The sequence below is a fragment of the Rhodococcus sp. 1168 genome (assembly GCF_002091955.1).
GTDB lineage: Bacteria > Actinomycetota > Actinomycetes > Mycobacteriales > Mycobacteriaceae > Rhodococcoides.
The window spans coordinates 235,732-255,364 of sequence record NZ_MKKY01000091.1 but is presented as its reverse complement, the minus strand read 5'-3'; the positions used below and the strand labels follow the sequence as shown (position 1 = coordinate 255,364).

Below are 19,633 nucleotides of genomic sequence, written 5' to 3'. Positions count from 1 at the left end.
TGAGGCCGCCGACTACGCTCACCGGCAATGAACGAACCTTCCGAACAGGCGGCACGGTCACCTCTGCGTCATCACGGCGACGCAGAGGTCGACGACGGAATGGTCGACTTTGCAGTCAACGTTCAAGGCACCGCTCCGCCGGAGTGGTTGCGAACGCGCCTCGCTGCGAGCCTCGGCGGCCTGGGTACCTATCCGACCGAAAAAGCTGATCGGGCAGCCCGTGAGATGGTGGCGCGACGGCACCGCCGGTCACCGGAGGAGGTTCTTCTACTCGCCGGCGGCGCCGAAGGATTCGCCATGTTGCCGAGACTCGAGCCGCGTCTCGCTGCCGTCGTGCACCCATCGTTCACCGAGCCCGAGTGGGCGTTGCGAGAAGCCGACGTCGACGTCGTACAGGTTCTCCTGCCGGAGCCGTATCTGCTCGATCCTGCCCGCGTTCCCGACGAAGCAGACATGGTGGTGGTCGGCAATCCGACCAATCCGACCTCGGTTCTCCACGAACGCGAAGCACTGTTGGCCCTGCGAAGGCCCGGGCGTGTGTTGGTCGTGGACGAGGCATTCGCCGACGCGATCACGGGGGAGGAGCACTCGCTGGCGTCGGCAAGCCTTCCCGATGTCCTCGTCTTGAGAAGTTTGACCAAGACGTGGGCGCTGGCGGGTCTGCGATGCGGCTACGCACTGGGCCACCCCGACCTCCTGGCCGGGTTGACCCGCGGCCGAGCGCACTGGCCGCTGGGCACTCTCCAAATAGAGGCGATCACCGCATGCAGCGAACCCGCTGCAGTGGACGCGGCGACGGCGAAGGCCGAGACGATCGCCGCAGACCGGGCATCGATGACCGAGCGACTGCGAGGCCTCGGTATCGACGTCGCCCCCGACGCCCGCGCCCCGTTCCTTCTACTGCGTATACCCGGTGCCGCAGACCTGAGGGTTCGACTACGTGCACAAGGTGTGGCAGTGCGGCGAGGCGACACCTTTCCAGGATTGACCACCGATCATCTGCGGGTGGCGGTCCGCGGGCGCGAACAGGTCGACATACTCGTCGAAGCTCTGGCCAGAGCACGTGCAGAGGGAGAATCAGCATGAGCGATCAGACAGTGAAGTTGGCCGACGTGGTGGCGGTGCTCGACGCCGCATACCCCCCTCGGCTCGCCGAGAGTTGGGACTCGGTCGGCCTGGTGTGCGGAGACCCATCCGAGAAGGTGCGCAAGGTGATGTACACAGTCGATGCGACCGCGGACGTCGTCGAGGAGGCACTCGAGTGGGGCGCCGATCTATTGGTCGCACACCACCCGCTGCTCCTGCGTGGAGTCGACACCGTCGCAGCCGATACCCCGAAAGGCGCCTTGATCCACCGCCTCGTCAAGGCGGGATGTGCGTTGTTCACCGCCCACACCAACGCGGACTCCGCAGACCCCGGCGTGTCCGACGCGTTGGCCGCGATCCTCGGGGTCGACGTCTCGCGTCCGATCGAGCCGATCGAAGCGCCCGCGATCGACAAGTGGGTCGTTCTCGTTCCCAAGACTCACAGTTCTGCCGTTCGCTCGGCGTTGTTCGGCGCGGGTGCCGGTGCGATCGGCAACTACCGCGAATGCAGTTGGACCGTCGAAGGTATTGGCCAGTTTCGTCCGGAGGCCGGGGCCGAACCGGCGATCGGTGCGGTCGGCAGCCTCGCGCAGGTGAGCGAGGACCGGATCGAAGTGGTTGCCCCGGCGTCGGCGCGGCAGAACGTTCTCGGTGCACTCACCGCCGTGCACCCTTACGAAGAGCCCGCATTCGACATCTTCGAGGAGGCCCGCCTGCCGACCTCGACCGGCCTCGGACGGATCGGCAGGCTAGCCTCGCCGACCACGCTCCGCGAGTTCAGCGAACGGGTGCGTCGTGCACTGCCGGACACAGCGTGGGGTGTGCGCACAGCCGGTGATCCCGACACCGTCGTGCGGACTGTTGCGCTGTGCGGTGGCGCGGGGGATTCGTTTCTCGACGCCGTTCGGGCATTGGGAGTCGACGTTTACCTCACATCGGATCTACGGCACCACCCCGTCGACGAACATCTCCGCAGCGGTGGTCCCGCGGTGATCGACGTGGCGCATTGGGCGTCGGAGTACCCATGGTGTGAGCAGGCCCGCAGCATCGTCGACGCAGCATTTGCCGACACCGCAGGATGGGGGAGCCGCGTCAGTAGAACGAGAACCGACCCCTGGACCCTCGGCGCGGCGACGACCGCGTCGGAATGGTCCCCGGACCAACTCTTGTCCGCCGTCGGCGCGCGAGCCGGTAAGGTTCGACCGAATCAACTTCCATAGTCGCAGGAGTCATCACGCGTGAATGTCGACCCCCGAGTGCAGGCCTCACTTCTCGAACTGGCCTCAGTGGATACCGAACTGACGCAGATCGCTCATCGGCGTAGAACGCTTCCGGAGCAGACCGAGTTCGAGAAGCTCGAGGCCGAGCGAGTCTCACGTCGAGACGCTGCCGTCGCAGTCCAGATGTCGATGGACGATCTCGACCGCGATATCAAGAAACTCGAAAACGAAGTCGACGCTGTCCGTCAGCGCGAAGACCGCGACCGCAAAATGCTCGACAGCGGAACGATCGCACCAAAGCAAATGTCGGAATTGCAGCACGAGCTCGCCAGCCTCGAACGCCGTCAGGGCTTGTTGGAGGAGGAGCTTCTCGAGGTCATGGAACGTCGCGAGGCGTCCCAGACCGACTACAACCATGCCGGTGCTCAGGTGACGCAGATCGAGGACGAGCTCATCGATTCGGGTCGGCGCCGCGATGATGCCGTAGCGGACATCGACGCCGCCGAGCGGCGCGCGGCTGCCCGCCGAACCGAACTCGCGTCAGGCCTCCCCGAGGATCTGATGGCGATCTACGAGAAGCAACGCGCGCTGTCCGGCCGCGGGGCCGCTCTACTTCAGGCTCGCCGTTGTGGCGCATGCCGAATCGAACTCGACCGCGGGGAGATCTCTCGAATCGCCGCCGCGCCGGCCGACAAACTCGTCCGATGCTCGGAGTGCAACGCGATTCTCGTGCGGACGAAGGAGTCCGGAATTTGAGTTCCGCAGCACACAGTTCCGCAGCCCACACTCGGGTGATCGTCGAAGCTGACGGTGGCTCGCGTGGAAATCCAGGACCAGCTGGATATGGTGCGGTCGTGTTGTCCCCGGATCGCTCCGAGGTTCTTGCCGAGCGTCGCCTTGCGCTCGGCATCGCGACCAACAATGTGGCTGAGTATCGCGGCCTCATCGCCGGTCTGACTGCGGCCGCTGACGTCGGCGCCCGTGAGGTCGACGTACGGATGGACTCCAAGCTCGTCGTCGAACAAATGGCGGGTCGCTGGAAGGTCAAGCACCCGGACATGATTCCGCTCAACCGCGAGGCGGCCGCTCTGGTCCGCGGCTTCGATCGAGTGTCGTACCAGTGGATTCCACGGGCAGAGAACTCCCATGCGGATCGACTGGCGAACGAGGCGATGGACGCGGCCGCGGGTAAGAATCGCGAGCCTGCCGTGCACGTGGCCGACAGGCCGACAGCGCCGGTGGTCGAAAAGTCGGCTGCGCCGGTGGCCGAGAAGTCGGCTGGACCGGGATGGACCGGTGCCGTCGGTGCGCCGACTCGTTTGCTGCTGCTTCGTCATGGTCAGACACCGTTGTCCGTCGAACGCCGGTACTCAGGGCGAGGAAATCCCGTTCTCACCGAACTGGGTGCGCGGCAGGCATCGGCCGCCGCGGCATATCTTGCGCAGCGTGACGACATTGCCGCGATCGTCGCCTCGCCGCTGGCCAGAGCGCAGCAGACGGCGGGCGCCCTCGCCGCCAAGATGGGGCTTCGCGTCTCGACTCTGGATGAGCTGACCGAGACGGATTTCGGCGCTTGGGAGGGCCTGACCTTCAAGGAAGCAGGCGAGAATCATCCGGATGTGCATCGGAAATGGCTTGGAGATACATCGGTAGCACCGCCGGGTGGAGAGAGCTTCGACGTCGTTCGCGACAGGGTCCAGTCGGCACGGGAGAAACTGATTTCCGCGCATGCGGGATCCACCGTAGTTGTGGTCACACACGTGACACCGATCAAGTTGTTGCTGCAGCTGGCGCTCGATGTCGGTCCGTCGCTCCTCTACCGGCTGCACCTCGATCTGGCGTCCCTGAGCATTGCGGAGTTCTACCCGGACGGTGGGGCCTCGGTACGCCTGGTGAACGAGACGTCCTACTTGGACAAGTAGCACGGGTCGATATCGAAAACTCCGGCCTTGCCGCGACGACCACGCTCACGCTCACGCTCACGCCAGCATCTTGACGAGTGTCCGCAGATTACGAGTAGTGGTGGTCGGCTTGTACTTCGCCTTGGCCAAAAATTTCCCGACGCGGCTGTCCGTGGTGTGGCCCCGCACCACTTCCCAGTACACGACGCGGTCGCCAGCGTCGAGAGATTCCAGCTCGGAATCGAGAGTGCCTCTTATACTTACGACTTCGTTCAGATGGTCGGCATCGTTGCCGAAGATGACGTACGGATGCCAGCCGTCACGTTCGGCGTCGAACGGGTAGTTCTCGATAATCGACTTCAATGACGCCTCATCCAGGACGATCACCCAGGCCTCGTATCCGAAGGTCGACGACAGAACCTTCTCCACGGACTTTTTCACTTCGGGCGCAGTGAGCGTGCTTTCGAACACGACATTGCCTGTCGCGAGGATCGTTCGAACTTCGTCGAATCCCGCGGAGGTCAAGGCTGCGCGAAGTTCGACCATCTTGATATTGATGCCACCTACGTTGATCCCACGTAGAAGAACGACGTGCTTCATGAGTGAAACTGTAGTTCGGAGCGAGGACACAGTAGAGTTCATCTCGCGAACGAGTCGGTTGGACGGCTGCGGCTCGGAGAACTGGCAGAGCGATTCTGCCAAGCTCCAGGCCGAGGAAAGTCCGGACTCCACAGAGCAGGGCGGTTGCTAACGGCAACCCGAGGTGACTCGCGGGAAAGTGCCACAGAAAATAGACCGCCCGCGTCGAAGAAATCTCCTTCGGGAGATCTCGACACGGGTCAGGGTGAAACGGTGCGGTAAGAGCGCACCAGCACCCCAGGTGACTGGGGTGGCTAGGTAAACCCCGCCCGGAGCAAGGTCGAAGGCCGTACCTTCTTGCGAAGGTTCGGCTGCGCAGGTGCTCGAGGGCTGCTCGCCCGAGCCTGCGGGTGGACTGCTCGAGGTACCCGGCGACGGTGTGCCCAGATGGATGGTCGTCGGTCCTGTCCTCGCCTCGGCGAGGTAAGGATCACAGGATCCGGCTTATATACCGACTCGTTCGCACTCGTCGGGAGTGGAGCCTGCGGAATGACCCCCTGGATTCGGGAGTGGAGCCTGCGGAATGACCCGGGGTTCGGGAGTGGAGCCTGCGGAATGACCCGGGGTTCGGGAGTGGAGCCTGCGGAATGACCCCCTGGATTCGGGAGTGGACCTTCGGGCAGACTGTGAACATGAGCAATGACGATGACGCCTGGTTCTACGACATCCGCACCAAGACCGTGGCTCAGGGCAAGGAATCCGGTGCACTGGACCGGATGGGGCCCTACCCGGACCGTCAGACCGCCGAGCGCGCTTTGACGATCGCGGCCGAGCGAAACAAGGCTGCGGACAAGGCTGACGACGACTGGAAAAACTGACCGGTGTTTCTGACCCGACTGACTGCGCCAGCCTTCGATTTCAATGCGATCAGATCCGAGTTCCGCCTTCACGACGAGTTCTCCGTAGATGCTGTCGGGGAGGCCAGGTCGGCTACGGATCGTGATGCCGCAGACCGCGTCGATCGCACCGACATCCCGCTGGTGACGATCGATCCGCCGGGATCGATGGACCTCGATCAGGCTGTACGTATCGAGAAGTCGCCGACCGGTTTCGTGCTCCACTATGCGATCGCCGATGTCGGTGCGCTTGTCGTCCCCGGCGGTGCGTTGGATGTCGAAACGCGTGAACGTGGACAGACGTTCTATCTCCCGGACGGTTCGGTTCCACTTCATCCAAGGGTCCTGTCGGAGGGCTCGGCCAGCTTGTTGCCGAACGAGACTCGGCCGGCAGCGCTGTGGAAGATCGAGCTCGACGAACTCGGCGAGCCCACATCGTGGACGGTGACCCGAGCGTCGGTCCGGTCGATTGCGCGACTGGACTACGCCGGAGTGCAGTCCGACTTCGATGCCGGGAATCCGCATCCGTCGATTGCATGTCTGGACGAGTTCGGTCGGCTGCGAGCGGAGTCGTCGATTCGGCGCGGTGCTGTGGACATCACGTTGCCCGAACAGGAAGTGGTTCCCGATGGCGATTCGTGGCGTATCGAGCTTCAGGCCAGAACTGCGGTAGACAGCTGGAACGCCGAAGTGTCGCTGTTGACCGGAATGTGTGCCGCGCGAATCATGCTCGACGCGGGAACCGGATTGCTACGCACACTTCCGCCTGCAACCGACACAGCGTTGACGACATTGCGTAGCACCGCCACGATGCTCGGAATCGATTGGCCGGACGGTGCAACGGCCGGCGCAGTGCTCTCTACTCTCCCAGCAGATGCGCCCGAAACGTTGGCAATGATGACCCAGGCGACAGGGTTACTTCGCGGCGCCGACTACGCGGCGTTCGACGGCGCGGCGCCGAAACTCAGCGAGCACTCCGGCATCGCAGCACCGTACGCCCATGTGACCGCACCGCTTCGTCGACTGTCGGACCGGTTCGCCACCGAGGTGTGTCTGGCGGTCGTGGCGGGAACGGAGGTACCGGAGTGGGCCACGAGCGCGCTCCCTGAACTTCCGGCGATCATGCGAAAGTCCGATTCCGTTGCATCCAAGGTAGATCGGGCGTGCATCGACCTCGCGGAAGCGGCCATTCTCGCAGGCCGCGTCGGCGAACGGTTCGGTGCGTTGGTGCTTCGCGGGGCCGAGGACGAGCGCGAGGCCGAAGTCTTCGTTCACGACCCGATCGTCATCAGCAGATGCGCAGGCAATCCACCCGAAGGAGAGAAGGTGACGGTACGGCTCACTGTCGCCGACACCGACTCCCGTCGAATCGGCTTCGCCTACGAATCGGGCAGTGACGCGAACTGATCGGTGGCCTCGATCAGATGGTGGACTATGCGGGGCTCGGCGGCCGAGTGGCCTGCGTCGTCGACCATCACGAGTTCGGCACCGGGCCAGGCCTTGTGGAGTTCCCATGCGCTTGTCGCGGGGCACACGACGTCATACCGTCCCTGGACGATGATTCCGTCGATGCCCTTCAACTTGTGCGCGTCGTCGAGCAATTGGTTGTCCCGAAGGAACCCAGCATTGCGGAAGTAGTGATTTTCGATACCCGCGAACGCGAGTGCGAATCGTGGATCCTCGTTCTGCGCAATCTGATCCGGCCGAGGAATGAGATAGCTGGTGGAGGCTTCCCACGCCGACCAAGCGACCGCGGCCGAGGTCGCGATGTCACGATCCTCGGAAGTGAGCAGGCGGTGGTACGCCTCGACCAGGTCCCCGTCGCGTTCGTTCTTCGGGATCGGAGCGAGGAACTTGTCCCACTGCTCCGGAAAGATATGGCCCGCACCGCCGTTGTAGTACCAGTCGATCTCCCTGCGTCGCAGCAGAAAGATTCCTCGGAGGATCAAACCACTGACTCGTTCGGTATGAGTTTGTGCGTATACGAGCGAGAGAGTCGAACCCCAGGAGCCACCGAACACGAGCCACCGATCGATGGCGAGATGCGTTCGCAGCTTTTCGATGTCGGCGACGAGCCGATCGGTCGTGTTCACCGCCAGATCTCCACCGTCGGCGATGTGCGGCTTGGAACGCCCGCAGCCCCGTTGATCGAACAGAATGATGCGATACACCTCGGGGTCGAAGTAACGGCGCTGCGTCGGACCTGTTCCGCCGCCCGGCCCGCCATGAACGAACACGACCGGCTTTCCCTCTGGGTTACCGCTGACCTCCCAGTAGATGTGCTGGTCGTCGCCTACATAGAGGAGACCACCGTCGAACGGTTCGATCGGCGGATACAGCCCCCGCAATGGTGTCGATGTCACGCGTCAGAACCCGACGAGACCGGATGCGAGATCAGGAATGTCGAGCGACCGCATGGCTTCTGCACGGGTATCCGGGCATGTAGCGATGGTCACCTCGTCGACGATCGAGCGGTTCTGCACAACCTGAAGATTGATGGTGCCGCTCTGCGCCGCCCAGGTCTGGACGACGATATTGAGACCGCCACGACCGATCGTCGGGCCTTGAATTCTCCATTCCTGCAGCTGCGCATCGAGATCGCTGCACAGCTGCTGGCTCTGCTGTTCGGTGATTCCGGCTGCACCAGAGGGGGAGGTGGCCGTGGTGGGTGCGTCCGTTGGGGCCAGGGTCGACGACGAACCGGTGTTCGTCGCATCCGTACCGCAAGCGCCGGTAGCAGCGAACACTGCTACCGCTCCCGCAACAGAAACGACTACTCGGGCAACTCGACGAAACCTGGACTGGGCCTTTGCAGCTGAGTTCATGGCAACGAGTGTGCCATCTCGATCGGCTCCAGTAATCAGCTCACGCCACCGGGGGTGATTCAGTAGCTGTGTTCGGGTCCAGGAAAGGCACCGGAGCGAACCTCGGATAGATACGACGCGGCGGCAGATCGGAGTTCGTCTCCGACATGGCCGAACTTCTTGACGAACTTCGCCGTTTTTCCATTGGTGTAACCGGCCATGTCCTGCCACACGAGAACTTGTGCGTCACACTCGTTGCCTGCGCCGATTCCGATGGTGGGGATGGTCAACTTGCGGGAAACCTGACCGGCGATGTCGGACGGAACCATCTCCATGACAACAGAGAACGCACCCGCCTCTTGGACTGCTATGGCGTCGGCGACCAGTGTGTCTGCGGCATCGCCGCGGCCTTGAACCCGGAATCCGCCGAGACCGTTCACGCTTTGCGGGGTGAAACCGATGTGTGCCATGACCGGTATCCCCGCGGCGGTGATAGCAGCGATCTGATCTGCGACGCGTTCTCCGCCTTCGAGCTTGACGGCGTTGGCCAGTCCTTCCTTCATGAATCTGGTGGCTGTGGCCAGCGCCTGTTGTGCGGAGGACTCGTAGCTGCCGAAGGGGAGGTCTGCGACGACGAGTGCGTTGGGGGCTCCACGCACTACCCCGCGGACGAGGGGGAGGAGCTCGTCCATGGTGATGGGAACGGTGGTGTCGTAGCCGTAGACGACATTGGCTGCCGAGTCACCGACCAGCAGAACCGGAATGCCGGCCTCCTCGAAGATGCGAGCGCTGGAGTAGTCGTACGCGGTGAGCATTGCCCAGCGCTCACCCTCGGCCTTCATCTGTAGAAGATGGTGGGTGCGGGTCTTGCGAGTGAGACCGGACACGGATGCGTCGGATCCACCGTAAATCGTGTTGTCGGACATCTTTGTCCCTTTCGGTTCCTCGAGGCCCGGCTTCGGGTCCCCGGGATGGGGTTGATGACGTCTCCAGTCTGCCACCTGCGTCTACTCGACCGAAGAGCACTCGGCAGTGCAATCCGTCACACCGCGAGGCTCGGCCAGAGTCGTGCAGGGAGGCGCTTGGTTCGCCGCTGTCCTGCGTGAGCAGCGCACACGTGAAGTTCTGGCACCATCGAGGGAATGAGAACGAGTCGCACTCCGCTGGTCCGGTTGGTAGCCCTGGGCGCGGCAGGGCTGATGGCCGCGGCGGGATGTGCGCAGAGCTCGACAATCGAGGGCAACCCGGAAGCAGAGGGGCTTTCATCGTCCGTCGAATCTTTCGAGCCCGGTGCCGGCATCGTCCCCGACGGCCTCCCCGAGTTCTACACCCAGTCGCCAGAGTGGGGATCCTGCGATTCCTATGACACCGACGGATCGGGTTTTCGCAGCGATATGGAGTGCGCGAAGGTCACGGTGCCGTTGAACTACGAGGAGCCGAGCGGAGACAAGGCCGAGATCGCCCTTTCGCGGACGCAGGCGAGCGGGGACAAGATCGGTTCGATCTTGTTCAACCCAGGTGGCCCGGGGGCATCAGGGCTGTACATGTCCACGCAGGCAGACGGGTCGGAGTTATCCGAACGCTTCGATCGGATCGGATTCGATCCGCGCGGGATCGGTGCATCGACTCCTGCCGTGCGGTGCCTGACCACGCAAGAAATCGAAGAGGAGCGACGCGAGCCGGATGTCGACGTTTCGCCGGAGGGTATTGCGAAATCGGAAGCGGAGCATCAGAACTACGCCGCCAAGTGTGCAGCGCGGAGCGGTACGGATCTGCTCGAGCACGTGGGAACGCGCGAGGTGGTCCAGGACATGGACGTGATCAGGTCGGTGCTGGGGGACGCGAAGCTCACCTATGTCGGCTACTCGTACGGCACCCGAATCGGCACCGCGTACGCCGAGGCGTTTCCCGGCAACGTGCGAGCGATGGTGCTCGACGGCGCACTCGATCCGGAGCAGAGTCCCGTCGACGAAGCCGTCGAGCAGGGGGCGGCCTTCCAAGGTGCGTTCGACGGTTTTGCTGCCGACTGCGCACAATCGCCGTCTTGTCCGCTCGGCACCGAAGTCGCCGACGCGAACCGGCAGTTTCGTGCGCTCGTCGACCCACTTGTCGAGCGTCCTGCCGAAACGACGGACCCGCGTGGACTGAGCTATGACGACGCGCTGACGGGGACTCAGCAAGCGCTCTACTCCGAAAGCCTGTGGCGGCTACTTCGGGCAGGACTGAGCGAACTGCGGGATGGCCGCGGTGACACGCTCCTCCGTTTGGCCGACAGCTACAGCGGACGACTCGAGGACGGGTCCTACGCGAATCTCGATGACGCATTCAATGCGATCCGGTGCGTCGATGACCCACCGGTCATCGACCGAGCCGAGGCCGACGAGGCCGACACGCGGTACCGAGAGGCCGCCCCGTTCCTCGACGACGGCCGCGGAACCGGAAACGCGCCTCTCGACCTGTGCGCTTTCTGGCCGGTACCGAATACCGGAAGTCCGCACACGATCTCGGCGGCGGGGCTACCGAAGCTCGTGGTCGTGTCCACGACTTTCGACCCGGCCACGCCGTACCAGGCAGGGGTCGATCTTGCTCGCCAGCTCGACGCGGACCTGGTCACGTATGAAGGGACCCGACATACGGTCGCCTTCTCCGGCGAGGAATGCATCGACGATCCGTTGGTCGGTTATCTCGTCGACCTGGTACCGCCAGGCAGCGATCTGGTGTGCTGACGCGAGCATCACGTCCCGGGTGTGCCCGCTGAGAAACGTCCGACGTGAGACCGAGATCACGATGTAACACAGATTTAACGCGGTTTGCTTAGTCTCGCGGACATGGATCGCCAAAAGGAATTCGTGCTTCGGACCCTGGAGGAGCGCGACATCCGCTTCGTCCGCCTATGGTTCACCGATGTTCTTGGCTATCTGAAATCGGTCGCCATTGCCCCGGCGGAACTCGAAGGTGCCTTCGACGAAGGCATCGGCTTCGACGGAAGCGCTATCGAGGGCTTCGCCCGCGTCTCCGAAGCAGATACCGTTGCCAAGCCCGATCCGTCTACTTTTCAGATCTTGCCCTGGTCGAGCAGTAAGGGGCATCAGCATTCGGCACGGATGTTCTGCGATATCGCGATGCCCGACGGCTCGCCGTCCTGGGCTGATTCGCGGCACGTGCTGCGTCGTCAATTGAGCAAGGCCGCAGACCTCGGGTTCAGCTGCTACGTGCATCCGGAGATCGAGTTCTTCCTGCTCAAGGACTCTCCAGAGGATGGATCGCCGCCCACGCCCGCCGACAACGGTGGATATTTCGATCAGGCCGTGCACGATTCGGCGCCGAACTTTCGCCGTCACGCCATCGATGCGCTCGAGTCGATGGGCATCTCCGTCGAGTTCAGCCATCACGAAGCCGCGCCCGGTCAGCAGGAAATCGACCTCCGCTACGCCGACGCACTGTCGATGGCCGACAACATCATGACCTTCCGATACCTGGTCAAGGAAGTTGCGATCGCCGAGGGCGTCCGCGCAACGTTCATGCCCAAGCCGTTCAGTGATCAGGCCGGCTCGGCGATGCACACGCACATGAGCCTGTTCGAGGGCGACACCAACGCGTTCCACAATCCGGACGACCCGATGCAGCTCTCGGAGACCGGCAAGTCGTTCATCGCCGGAATCCTCGAACATGCCAACGAGATCAGCGCCGTCACGAACCAGTGGGTCAACTCCTACAAGCGGTTGATCCGCGGTGGCGAAGCACCGACGGCAGCGTCTTGGGGACCCTCCAACCGCTCGGCACTCATTCGGGTTCCGATGTACACCCCGAACAAGGCGTCCTCTCGTCGCGTCGAGATCCGCAGCCCCGACTCCGCCTGCAACCCCTACCTTGCCTTCGCCGTGCTACTTGCTGCCGGTCTGCGTGGCATCGAGAAGGGTTACACGTTGCCACCGGAGGCAGAAGAGGACGTGTGGGCGTTGACATCAGCCGAGCGTCGCGCGATGGGGTACAAGGAGCTTCCAGGCAACCTCGATCAGGCTCTGAACGCTATGGAGGGCTCCGAGCTCGTCGCCGAAGCCCTCGGTGAGCACGTCTTCGACTTCTTCCTGCGCAACAAGCGTCGGGAGTGGGAGGAATACCGCTCGCATGTCACGCCGTACGAGCTGAAGGCCTACTTGGGATTGTGATCTGCGCACTGTCATCGAATGCCGGTGTGATGGGCTAGATTTTACTTCGTTCGAGTAAGAGCTAGTTCCCGCCCGCGGTGAGGTGAACCTGTGTCACGCCAGAGTCGAGGTGTTCGCTGATGGTGCGTCCACCCACATCACGTTCGATCGTCCCAGGGCCAGGACGTCTGGGTCTGGTCGAGGCCAGTGCGCCCGCTGATCTTCAGAAGCTCGGGTGGGTCGACGAGAACAGTCTCGAACTACTGTGGTCGCTGTCGCGTGCAGCCAACGCGGACCTCGCACTGCGGACACTGACAAGGCTGCAGGATCTGCTCGGCGACGGCTTCTCCGAAGTCGACCAGGCCTTGCGTTCGGACAAGGGTCTCCGTGGTCGATTGTTCGGTCTGTGCGGTGCCTCGAGCGCGCTTGCCGATCACCTCGTTGCCGATCCGGATACCTGGCGTCTGCTCAGTACACCCGAGGGCCGCGCCACGGGTCCGTCCGCCCGGGTGGAACTACCCAGCAAGCAGCAGCTGACCGAACAACTACTGGCCGCTGTCGAGGCGGTGCCCGAGACCGGCCCGAATGCTTCGCCGGAACTGTACCGGGCGGGTCTGACCGGACCCGATGCCGTTGTCGCACTGCGTAAAACCTACCGTGACCAAGTTATGGTTCTCGCCGCGGCGGATCTCGCAGCCACCGTGGAGAACGAGCCTGTCGTGCCGTATCAGCTCGTCGGAAATCAGCTCTCCGACATGGCCGACGCCGCCCTGACCGCCGCCCTGGCTGTCGCCGTCGCCACTGTCTGCCCGGACGATCCGATGCCCAACCGACTCGCCGTGATCGCAATGGGCAAATGCGGTGCGCGAGAGCTCAATTACGTCTCCGACGTCGACGTCGTATTCGTTGCCGAACCCGCGGATGCGGTAGCCAGCCGGATCGCGGGCGAAATGATGCGAATCGGCTCCTCGGCGTTCTTCGAGGTCGATGCGGCGCTTCGGCCGGAGGGGAAGCGTGGCGAACTGGTCCGCACCCTCGATTCGCATGTCGCTTACTACAAGCGGTGGGCCAAGACATGGGAGTTCCAGGCGTTGCTCAAAGCACGTCCGATGACTGGGAACCTCGAGCTCGGGCACAGCTACGTCGCCGCGCTCAATCCGATGGTGTGGTTGGCCTCGCAGCGGGAGGACTTCGTTCCCGAGGTCCGCGCCATGCGCCGTCGCGTCGAGGAGATGGTCCCACCCGAGCTCCGTGAACGTGAGATCAAACTCGGTCGCGGAAGCCTGCGGGATGTCGAATTCGCCGTCCAGCTGCTGCAACTCGTCCACGGTCGCACCGACGAAACTCTCCGAGTTCTCGGCACTGTGGACGCCCTGGTTGCGCTCAGCGACGGCGGATACGTCGGGCGTGACGACGCAGCGAATCTGACCGCGTCCTACGAGTTCCTGCGGTTGCTCGAACACCGCCTGCAGCTACAGCGGATGAAGCGAACCCACACTCTGCCACCGCCGGACGACGAGGAAGCGCTGCGCTGGCTCGCCCGAGCAGCGCACATGCGTCCAGACGGCAATCGTGACGCGCTCGGAGTGCTGACCGCCGAGATCAAACGCAACGCGCTCCGGATCCGTAGGCTGCACGCGAAACTGTTCTATCGACCACTGCTCGATTCGGTCGTGCGGTTCGATTCCGACACAGTCAGATTGACTCCGGAAGCCGCCGTGCGCCAACTCTCCGCGCTGGGATTCGCCGCGCCTCGGAACGCGATCGGGCACCTGCGCGCGCTCGTCGGTTCGGGCTCACGGCGTGGCCAGATTCAAGCGGTGCTGCTGCCGACACTTCTCGAATGGCTGGCCGATACCCCGGACTCGGATGCAGGCCTACTCAATTACCGCAGACTCTGCGAGGCCACTACGGACCAAACCTGGTTTCTGCGAATACTGCGCGACGAAGGTGCTGTCGCTCAGCGCCTGATGATCGTGCTCGGATCCTCGGCGTACGTGCCGGATCTGCTCATCAAAGCGCCCGAGGTTATCAGACTCTTCGCCGACGGCCCAACCGGCCCAAGGCTTCTCGACGTCGAACCCGAGGAGACATATCGAGCGATCCTGTCTTCTTCGGGTCGGTACGACGATCCGGTTCGTGCCATCGACGCCGCGCGGGCTCTGCGTAGACACGAGCTTGCGCGAGTGGCGTCGGCCGACATCCTCGGCATGCTCGACGTTCCACAGGTCTGTACTGCATTGTCTTCGGTGTGGGCCGCGGTGATCAACGCTGCACTGGCAGCGGCCATTCGGGCGAGCGAAGCCGAACGTGGCGAGCCGGCTCCTGCCAGCCTGGCTGTGATCGGCATGGGCCGACTCGGCGGCGGAGAACTCGGCTACGGCAGCGATGCAGATGTGTTGTTCGTATGCGAACCCGTCGAGGGCTCCGACGACAGCGTCGCCGTCAAGTGGGCCAACGGTATTGCCGATCGGATTCGCAAGCTACTCGGTGCGCCGAGTACCGATCCACCGTTGGAGGTCGACACCGGATTGCGGCCGGAAGGCCGAAACGGGCCGGTGGTCAGGACTCTCGCGTCGTACAAGGCGTACTACGCGCAGTGGGCTCAGGCCTGGGAGGTCCAGGCGCTGCTGCGTGCCCACCAAGTTGCCGGCGATCAGGATCTCGGCATCAAGTTCCTGCTCATGGTCGACAAGGTGCGATACCCAGAAGGCGGCGTCTCGCAGGAGGCCGTTCGAGAGATCCGCCGCATCAAAGCGCGAATCGACTCCGAGCGTCTCCCGAAGGGCGCCGACCCCGCCACTCACACCAAGCTGGGTCGGGGCGGGCTCGCCGACATCGAGTGGACAGTGCAGCTCATCCAACTCAGACATGCCCATGACGTGCCGTCGCTGCACAACACCTCGACCTTGCAGACTCTCGACGCGATCGGTGCGGCCGAATTGATGAGCGAGACCGACGTCGAACTGTTGCGCGAGGCATGGATTCTCGCGACGAAGGCCCGCAACGCACTCGTGCTCGTGCGTGGAAAGCCGACGGACCAACTCCCTGCACCGGGACATGTTCTCTCCGCCGTCGCAAAGGTGGCCGGGTGGGAGAACGCCGATGCGGGGGAGTTCCTCGACAACTACCTACGTGTGACGCGTCGCGCAAAGGCGGTGGTGGAGCGGACCTTCGGGGCCTGACCACTCCACCGTCGATCAGCCGGTGGTGACAAAACCTTCCGAGACGAGCCAGTCACGTGCGACGTCGGCGGGCTCTCGGCCCTCGACGTCCACCTGGCGGTTCAATTCGGTCATGACCGAGTCGTCCAGCTTCGCGGTGATCGGTGCCATGACTTCCTGCACCTCGGGATGGGCGGCTGCGAAGTCTTTCCTCATGATCAGTGACGGGTTGTACTTGGGAAAGAAGGCTCGATCATCTTCGAGCAGAATGAGATCGAGCGCGATGATGCGTCCGTCGGTAGCGAACACCTCACCGAACTTGCACTGGGTTCCGTCGGCGGTGGCCTGATAGATGATGCCGGTCTGCAGTATCTGCCGAGGCGCGAGGTTCGGATCGAACTCGTACTTGGCGGCCAGTCCGGGGTAGCCGTCCTGACGAACGTTGAACTCGGTTTCGACGCAGGTCGTCGCCGCGGACGGGTCGGTTCGAACGAGGTTGGCGTAGTCCGACAGCGTCTTGACTCCCGTTTCCTCCGCAGTCTGCTGGTTCATCGCGAGCGCGTAGGTGTTGTTCATCGGGGCCGGAGGCTCCCACACCATGTCGTTTGCCGCGAGGTCGGCATCGCGCACCGCTTCGTACTGCTCGGTCGAGTCGGGTAGTGGTGTCTCGTTGCCCAGATAGTTGATCCACCCGGTGCCGGTGTACTCGTATGTGAGATCGATCTGACCGTTCAACTGGGCGTCACGTGTGCTGTTGGAGCCCTGGATGTTGGTCAGATCTCGAACCTCGGCACCGGCAGCGACCATCGCGAACTCGATTATGTAGCCGAGCGTGATCTGTTCGGTGAAGTCCTTGGAACCGACGGTCATCTTGACGCCCTCGAGTTCGGGGACCGGCTGGATGCTGGCAGGCCCGACCGAGAGTGGAACCGCGCCCCCGGATTCGAGCCCGCAGCCGGCCAGGAGAGCCCCCGCCATGGCGAGTGCGATTGCGGTCGTCGTCTTCTTCATCGTAATCCTTTGGGGCCCAGGAACTGCTCGGCCAATGCGCCGAGCCAATCGACGAACAGTGCCAGGGACACTGCAAGTACGGCACCGGTCACCAGGGTGACGTTGTCGCGCAACTTGTATCCGGTGTCGATGAGAATGCCGAGTCCACCTGCGCTGACGAGGAAACACAGCGTCGCTGTTCCGACCGCGAGGACCAAGGAAGTGCGTAGGCCGGCGAGAATGTACGGCACTGCCATTGGGAACTCGAGCCTTCGGAGCACGGTCAGCGAGGACATCCCTTGACCGCGGCCGGCATCGATGAGCGTTTTGTCGACCTCCTGGTATCCCAGAATCGTATTGCGCAACACCGGAAGCAGCGAGTAGAAGGCGATGGGCAGGACGCCGATCCAGAAACCTGTCTGCCGCGTCGCCAGATAGAACAGGACCAGCAAACCGACTGCAGGTGCAGCGGCTCCGATGTTGGCGATACCCACGAAAAATGGTGCGAGACGGGTGTATCCGGGTCGGGTGAGCAGAGTTCCGAGCGGGACGGCGATGATGACGACGATGACTACGACTGCTGCGGTGAGCAAAATGTGCTGCCAGGTGAGCGTGGCGAGGTTGCTCGCAGTGATGCTGCCTTGTTGAGTCGCGGTCAGATCGCGACTGAAGGCCCAGACGAGTACGCCGACAACCAGAATGAGAACGATGGCGGGTTGCACCAGCAGGCGTAGGCGATCGGCGCGTTTGACAGCATCGCGCTCCGACGCACCTTCGTCCGGTGCCGCGTCCATCTCGGCCGCGAGGAGACTGTCCACGGATGCGGTCATGCGGGCAACTCCCCGCTGACTCCGTCGGCATCGGCATCGGCGTCATCGTCGTCGTGATCGTGCTCGTGCGCTTCGCGCATCTGCTGCAGATGGCCGACGAGAACATCGATCGAGATCAACCCGACGTACTCACCGCGAAGACCGGTGACGACGGTCGACGCGGTGCTCTCGGCGAGAAGCGCTTCCAACCCATCTTGAAGCGTGGACTGAACGGACACCAGTTCGCCGATCGGCACACCGATTCCCCGTAGTGAAGACGCGTGTGCCAGATGAGCGGGACCAACCCAGCGGAGCGGCCTGTTGCGTTCGTCCAGAATCAGTCCCCACGGCCACTTGCGGGTCGCGACCTTCGCGCGGATCCCGTCAACGGGATCGCTTTCCTTGGCGGTCGGACACTGAACCAGGCGAACGTCACGAATGCGAGTGAGCGTCAGCTGTTTCAGTGATGCATCGGCGCCCACGAACCCAGCCACCATCTCGCTCGCAGGATTCGCCAGGATCGCCTCCGGCGTGTCGTACTGCTCGATCGTCGATCGGTCACCCAGGACGGCAATGCGGTCACCGAGCTTGACTGCCTCGTTGAAGTCGTGCGTGACGAAGACGATCGTCTTGCCGAGTTCGGATTGCAGCCGCATCAACTCGTCCTGTAACAGGCCTCGGGTGATCGGGTCCACCGCGCCGAAGGGCTCGTCCATCAACAGCACTGGCGGATCCGCGGCGAGCGCTCGGGCAACACCGACGCGTTGTTGCTGACCGCCGGACAGCTGACGCGGATAGCGGTCTCGATAGGTATCCGGATCCAGCCCCACGAGGTCGAGCATCTCGTCCGTCCGAGCCGCGATCCGCTTCTTGTCCCACCCGATCAGCCCAGGCACCGTCCCGACGTTCTTTGCGATCGTCAGGTGCGGAAACAGCCCTGCCTGCTGAATCGAGTATCCGATTCCCCGTCGCAACTCGTCCGGGTCGATCGACAAAGCGTCTTTGCCGTCGATGGTGATTTTTCCCGACGAAGGCTCGATGAGTCGGTTGATCATGCGCATCGTGGTGGTCTTGCCGCAGCCGGAAGGCCCCACGAAGACAACGATCTCACCTGCAGGAACGGTCAACGAGACGTTCTCCACCGCTGCAGCCTTCTGGCCGGGATAGCGTTTGCTGACGGACTCGAGCACGATATCGACGCCCGAGACGTTCTGATTGTTCGCTGTTGGGGTCACGCGATGCCCTTCGAGGTTGTGAGACGGCCGACGAGAACGAGGATGCCGTCGACAATCAAGGCGAGAATGACGATCAGAACGGTGCCGACCAGTGCTTGAGGAACAGCGGTGGGGCTACCGACGCGGGAGAGGCCCGAAAAGATGAGGTTGCCGAGTCCGGGGCCCTTCGCGTACGCCGCAATGGCGAGGATGCCGAAGATCATCTGCGTACTGACCCGCATGCCGGCCAAGATCGACGGCCACGCCAACGGCATCTCGATCCGAGCTAGAATCCGCGCACGGTTCAATCCGACTCCGCGAGCAGCATCTGTGACTGCGGGATCGACCGCTGCGAGGCCGATGATCGTATTTCTGACAATCGGCAAGAGTGCGTACAGGACCAGCGCCGTGATGGTCGGAGCCACCCCCAACCCGAGGATCGGAATCAGCAATCCGAGGAGGGCGAAGGAGGGAATGGTCAGAATCGTGCTGGCCAAGGCCGTTGCGATGGCGGACCCCGCGGGAGAGCGGTAGACAGCAATTCCCACGATGACCGCGATGATCGTGGCGATGATGATCGACTGGATGACGGCAGAGACGTGGAGATACGAATCTGTCAGCAACTGTTGTCGTCGTCCGGAGACGAAATTCCAGAGTGCGTCCATTGAAGGTAAACCCACCAACTTCCCGTATACACGGTTTCTTTGGAGAATCCGTGCCAGTCTTTCAGTTCGAGAATGGCTGATGTCACCCAGATTCAAACCCGTTTTACGCAAGTCGTTACCGTGCGTACACACAACCATGCCTACGAACAGAGCCACC

General features: G+C 63.1%; 17 protein-coding genes and 1 other RNA gene. 10 read left to right on the top strand and 8 right to left on the bottom strand.

The features are described from left to right. The first annotated feature begins 27 nt into the window (after nt 1–27). Genes cobC through BJI47_RS21920 form a run of 4 tightly spaced genes read left to right on the top strand, consistent with a single transcriptional unit; the run spans nt 28 to nt 4,228 of the window. The gene (gene cobC, locus BJI47_RS21935) at nt 28–1,086 is read left to right on the top strand and encodes an Rv2231c family pyridoxal phosphate-dependent protein CobC (protein WP_088945680.1); all 1,059 of its coding nucleotides are present in this window, start codon (nt 28–30) and stop codon (nt 1,084–1,086) included. Beyond that, on the top strand, nt 1,083–2,306 hold the full coding sequence (locus BJI47_RS21930; RefSeq protein WP_088945679.1) for a Nif3-like dinuclear metal center hexameric protein: 1,224 nt from the start codon (nt 1,083–1,085) through the stop codon (nt 2,304–2,306). Before cobC ends, BJI47_RS21930 begins: the two co-directional genes overlap by 4 nt. An 18-nt stretch (nt 2,307–2,324) precedes the next feature. Beyond that, nucleotides 2,325–3,062, top strand: coding sequence for a zinc ribbon domain-containing protein (locus BJI47_RS21925; RefSeq protein ID WP_176224999.1), 738 nt, complete (start codon nt 2,325–2,327; stop codon nt 3,060–3,062). Next, nucleotides 3,059–4,228 (top strand): bifunctional RNase H/acid phosphatase, encoded by a 1,170-nt coding sequence (locus BJI47_RS21920; protein ID WP_254900739.1) that lies wholly within the window; start codon nt 3,059–3,061, stop codon nt 4,226–4,228. Before BJI47_RS21925 ends, BJI47_RS21920 begins: the two co-directional genes overlap by 4 nt. Nucleotides 4,229–4,285: 57 nt before the next feature. Here the strand turns inward: BJI47_RS21920 and BJI47_RS21915 are convergent, their stop codons facing one another. Beyond that, nucleotides 4,286–4,807, bottom strand: coding sequence for a DUF1697 domain-containing protein (locus tag BJI47_RS21915; RefSeq protein ID WP_088945904.1), 522 nt, complete (start codon nt 4,805–4,807; stop codon nt 4,286–4,288). 50 nt (nt 4,808–4,857) lie between these two features. Here BJI47_RS21915 and rnpB point away from each other — a divergent pair. The 3 genes from rnpB to BJI47_RS21900 all read left to right on the top strand — a co-directional run bounded on the left by rnpB (nt 4,858) and on the right by BJI47_RS21900 (nt 7,089). Next, an RNA gene (gene rnpB, locus BJI47_RS21910) (RNase P RNA component class A) lies at nt 4,858–5,309 on the top strand. 169 nt (nt 5,310–5,478) lie between these two features. Then, entirely contained in the window at nt 5,479–5,664 is a 186-nt protein-coding gene (locus tag BJI47_RS21905; protein ID WP_084346673.1) for a hypothetical protein, read from the top strand. A 3-nt stretch (nt 5,665–5,667) separates the two neighbouring features. Continuing rightward, nucleotides 5,668–7,089: an RNB domain-containing ribonuclease gene (locus tag BJI47_RS21900; protein WP_088945677.1), complete on the top strand. Its 1,422-nt coding sequence runs from the start codon at nt 5,668–5,670 to the stop codon at nt 7,087–7,089. On the opposite strand, the gene pip is transcribed toward BJI47_RS21900, so the two are convergent. The 3 genes from pip to panB are packed head-to-tail and all read right to left on the bottom strand — an operon-like array spanning nt 7,062 to nt 9,412. Continuing rightward, on the bottom strand, nt 7,062–8,045 hold the full coding sequence (gene pip, locus BJI47_RS21895) for a prolyl aminopeptidase (RefSeq protein ID WP_254900738.1): 984 nt from the start codon (nt 8,043–8,045) through the stop codon (nt 7,062–7,064). The two genes, BJI47_RS21900 and pip, sit on opposite strands and share 28 nt — an antisense overlap. 3 nt (nt 8,046–8,048) lie before the next feature. Next, complete coding sequence (locus BJI47_RS21890; RefSeq protein ID WP_088945675.1) at nt 8,049–8,507, bottom strand: hypothetical protein; 459 nt, start codon at nt 8,505–8,507, stop codon at nt 8,049–8,051. 59 nt (nt 8,508–8,566) lie between these two features. Beyond that, the gene (panB, locus tag BJI47_RS21885; protein ID WP_088945674.1) at nt 8,567–9,412 is read right to left on the bottom strand and encodes a 3-methyl-2-oxobutanoate hydroxymethyltransferase; all 846 of its coding nucleotides are present in this window, start codon (nt 9,410–9,412) and stop codon (nt 8,567–8,569) included. A gap of 216 nt (nt 9,413–9,628) precedes the next feature. Between panB and BJI47_RS21880 the strand changes: the two genes are divergently transcribed. The 3 genes from BJI47_RS21880 to BJI47_RS21870 all read left to right on the top strand — a co-directional run bounded on the left by BJI47_RS21880 (nt 9,629) and on the right by BJI47_RS21870 (nt 15,819). Further along, on the top strand, nt 9,629–11,212 hold the full coding sequence (locus tag BJI47_RS21880) for an alpha/beta hydrolase (protein WP_176224998.1): 1,584 nt from the start codon (nt 9,629–9,631) through the stop codon (nt 11,210–11,212). Between the two features lie 102 nt (nt 11,213–11,314). Beyond that, a complete protein-coding gene (gene glnA, locus BJI47_RS21875; RefSeq protein ID WP_084346669.1) occupies nt 11,315–12,655 on the top strand; it encodes a type I glutamate--ammonia ligase in 1,341 nt (446 codons plus the stop codon). A 119-nt stretch (nt 12,656–12,774) separates the two neighbouring features. After that, nucleotides 12,775–15,819, top strand: a complete 3,045-nt coding sequence (locus BJI47_RS21870; protein WP_088945673.1) for a bifunctional [glutamine synthetase] adenylyltransferase/[glutamine synthetase]-adenylyl-L-tyrosine phosphorylase — start codon at nt 12,775–12,777, stop codon at nt 15,817–15,819. Between the two features lie 15 nt (nt 15,820–15,834). Here BJI47_RS21870 and BJI47_RS21865 read toward each other — a convergent pair whose 3' ends face one another. Genes BJI47_RS21865 through BJI47_RS21850 form a run of 4 tightly spaced genes read right to left on the bottom strand, consistent with a single transcriptional unit; the run spans nt 15,835 to nt 19,476 of the window. Next, entirely contained in the window at nt 15,835–16,809 is a 975-nt protein-coding gene (locus BJI47_RS21865; protein WP_088945672.1) for a glycine betaine ABC transporter substrate-binding protein, read from the bottom strand. Then, nucleotides 16,806–17,582: an ABC transporter permease gene (locus BJI47_RS21860; RefSeq protein WP_254900767.1), complete on the bottom strand. Its 777-nt coding sequence runs from the start codon at nt 17,580–17,582 to the stop codon at nt 16,806–16,808. Before BJI47_RS21860 ends, BJI47_RS21865 begins: the two co-directional genes overlap by 4 nt. 32 nt (nt 17,583–17,614) lie before the next feature. Beyond that, nucleotides 17,615–18,832 (bottom strand): ABC transporter ATP-binding protein, encoded by a 1,218-nt coding sequence (locus tag BJI47_RS21855; protein WP_088945670.1) that lies wholly within the window; start codon nt 18,830–18,832, stop codon nt 17,615–17,617. After that, the gene (locus BJI47_RS21850) at nt 18,829–19,476 is read right to left on the bottom strand and encodes an ABC transporter permease (protein ID WP_084346664.1); all 648 of its coding nucleotides are present in this window, start codon (nt 19,474–19,476) and stop codon (nt 18,829–18,831) included. The genes BJI47_RS21855 and BJI47_RS21850 overlap by 4 nt, the downstream gene beginning before the upstream one ends. Nucleotides 19,477–19,633 lie beyond the last annotated feature (157 nt).

Bases quoted from the DNA above. Each gene is read 5' to 3' on its own strand.
- panB (WP_088945674.1), bottom strand. From the start codon at position 9,412: ATGTCCGACAACACGATTTACGGTGGATCCGACGCATCCGTGTCCGGT.
- BJI47_RS21930 (WP_088945679.1), top strand. From the start codon at position 1,083: ATGAGCGATCAGACAGTGAAGTTGGCCGACGTGGTGGCGGTGCTCGAC.
- BJI47_RS21905 (WP_084346673.1), top strand. From the start codon at position 5,479: ATGAGCAATGACGATGACGCCTGGTTCTACGACATCCGCACCAAGACC.
- cobC (WP_088945680.1), top strand. From the start codon at position 28: ATGAACGAACCTTCCGAACAGGCGGCACGGTCACCTCTGCGTCATCAC.
- BJI47_RS21860 (WP_254900767.1), bottom strand. From the start codon at position 17,582: ATGGACGCGGCACCGGACGAAGGTGCGTCGGAGCGCGATGCTGTCAAA.
- BJI47_RS21870 (WP_088945673.1), top strand. From the start codon at position 12,775: ATGGTGCGTCCACCCACATCACGTTCGATCGTCCCAGGGCCAGGACGT.
- BJI47_RS21915 (WP_088945904.1), bottom strand. From the start codon at position 4,807: ATGAAGCACGTCGTTCTTCTACGTGGGATCAACGTAGGTGGCATCAAT.
- glnA (WP_084346669.1), top strand. From the start codon at position 11,315: ATGGATCGCCAAAAGGAATTCGTGCTTCGGACCCTGGAGGAGCGCGAC.
- BJI47_RS21865 (WP_088945672.1), bottom strand. From the start codon at position 16,809: ATGAAGAAGACGACGACCGCAATCGCACTCGCCATGGCGGGGGCTCTC.
- BJI47_RS21880 (WP_176224998.1), top strand. From the start codon at position 9,629: ATGAGAACGAGTCGCACTCCGCTGGTCCGGTTGGTAGCCCTGGGCGCG.
- BJI47_RS21890 (WP_088945675.1), bottom strand. From the start codon at position 8,507: ATGAACTCAGCTGCAAAGGCCCAGTCCAGGTTTCGTCGAGTTGCCCGA.
- BJI47_RS21850 (WP_084346664.1), bottom strand. From the start codon at position 19,476: ATGGACGCACTCTGGAATTTCGTCTCCGGACGACGACAACAGTTGCTG.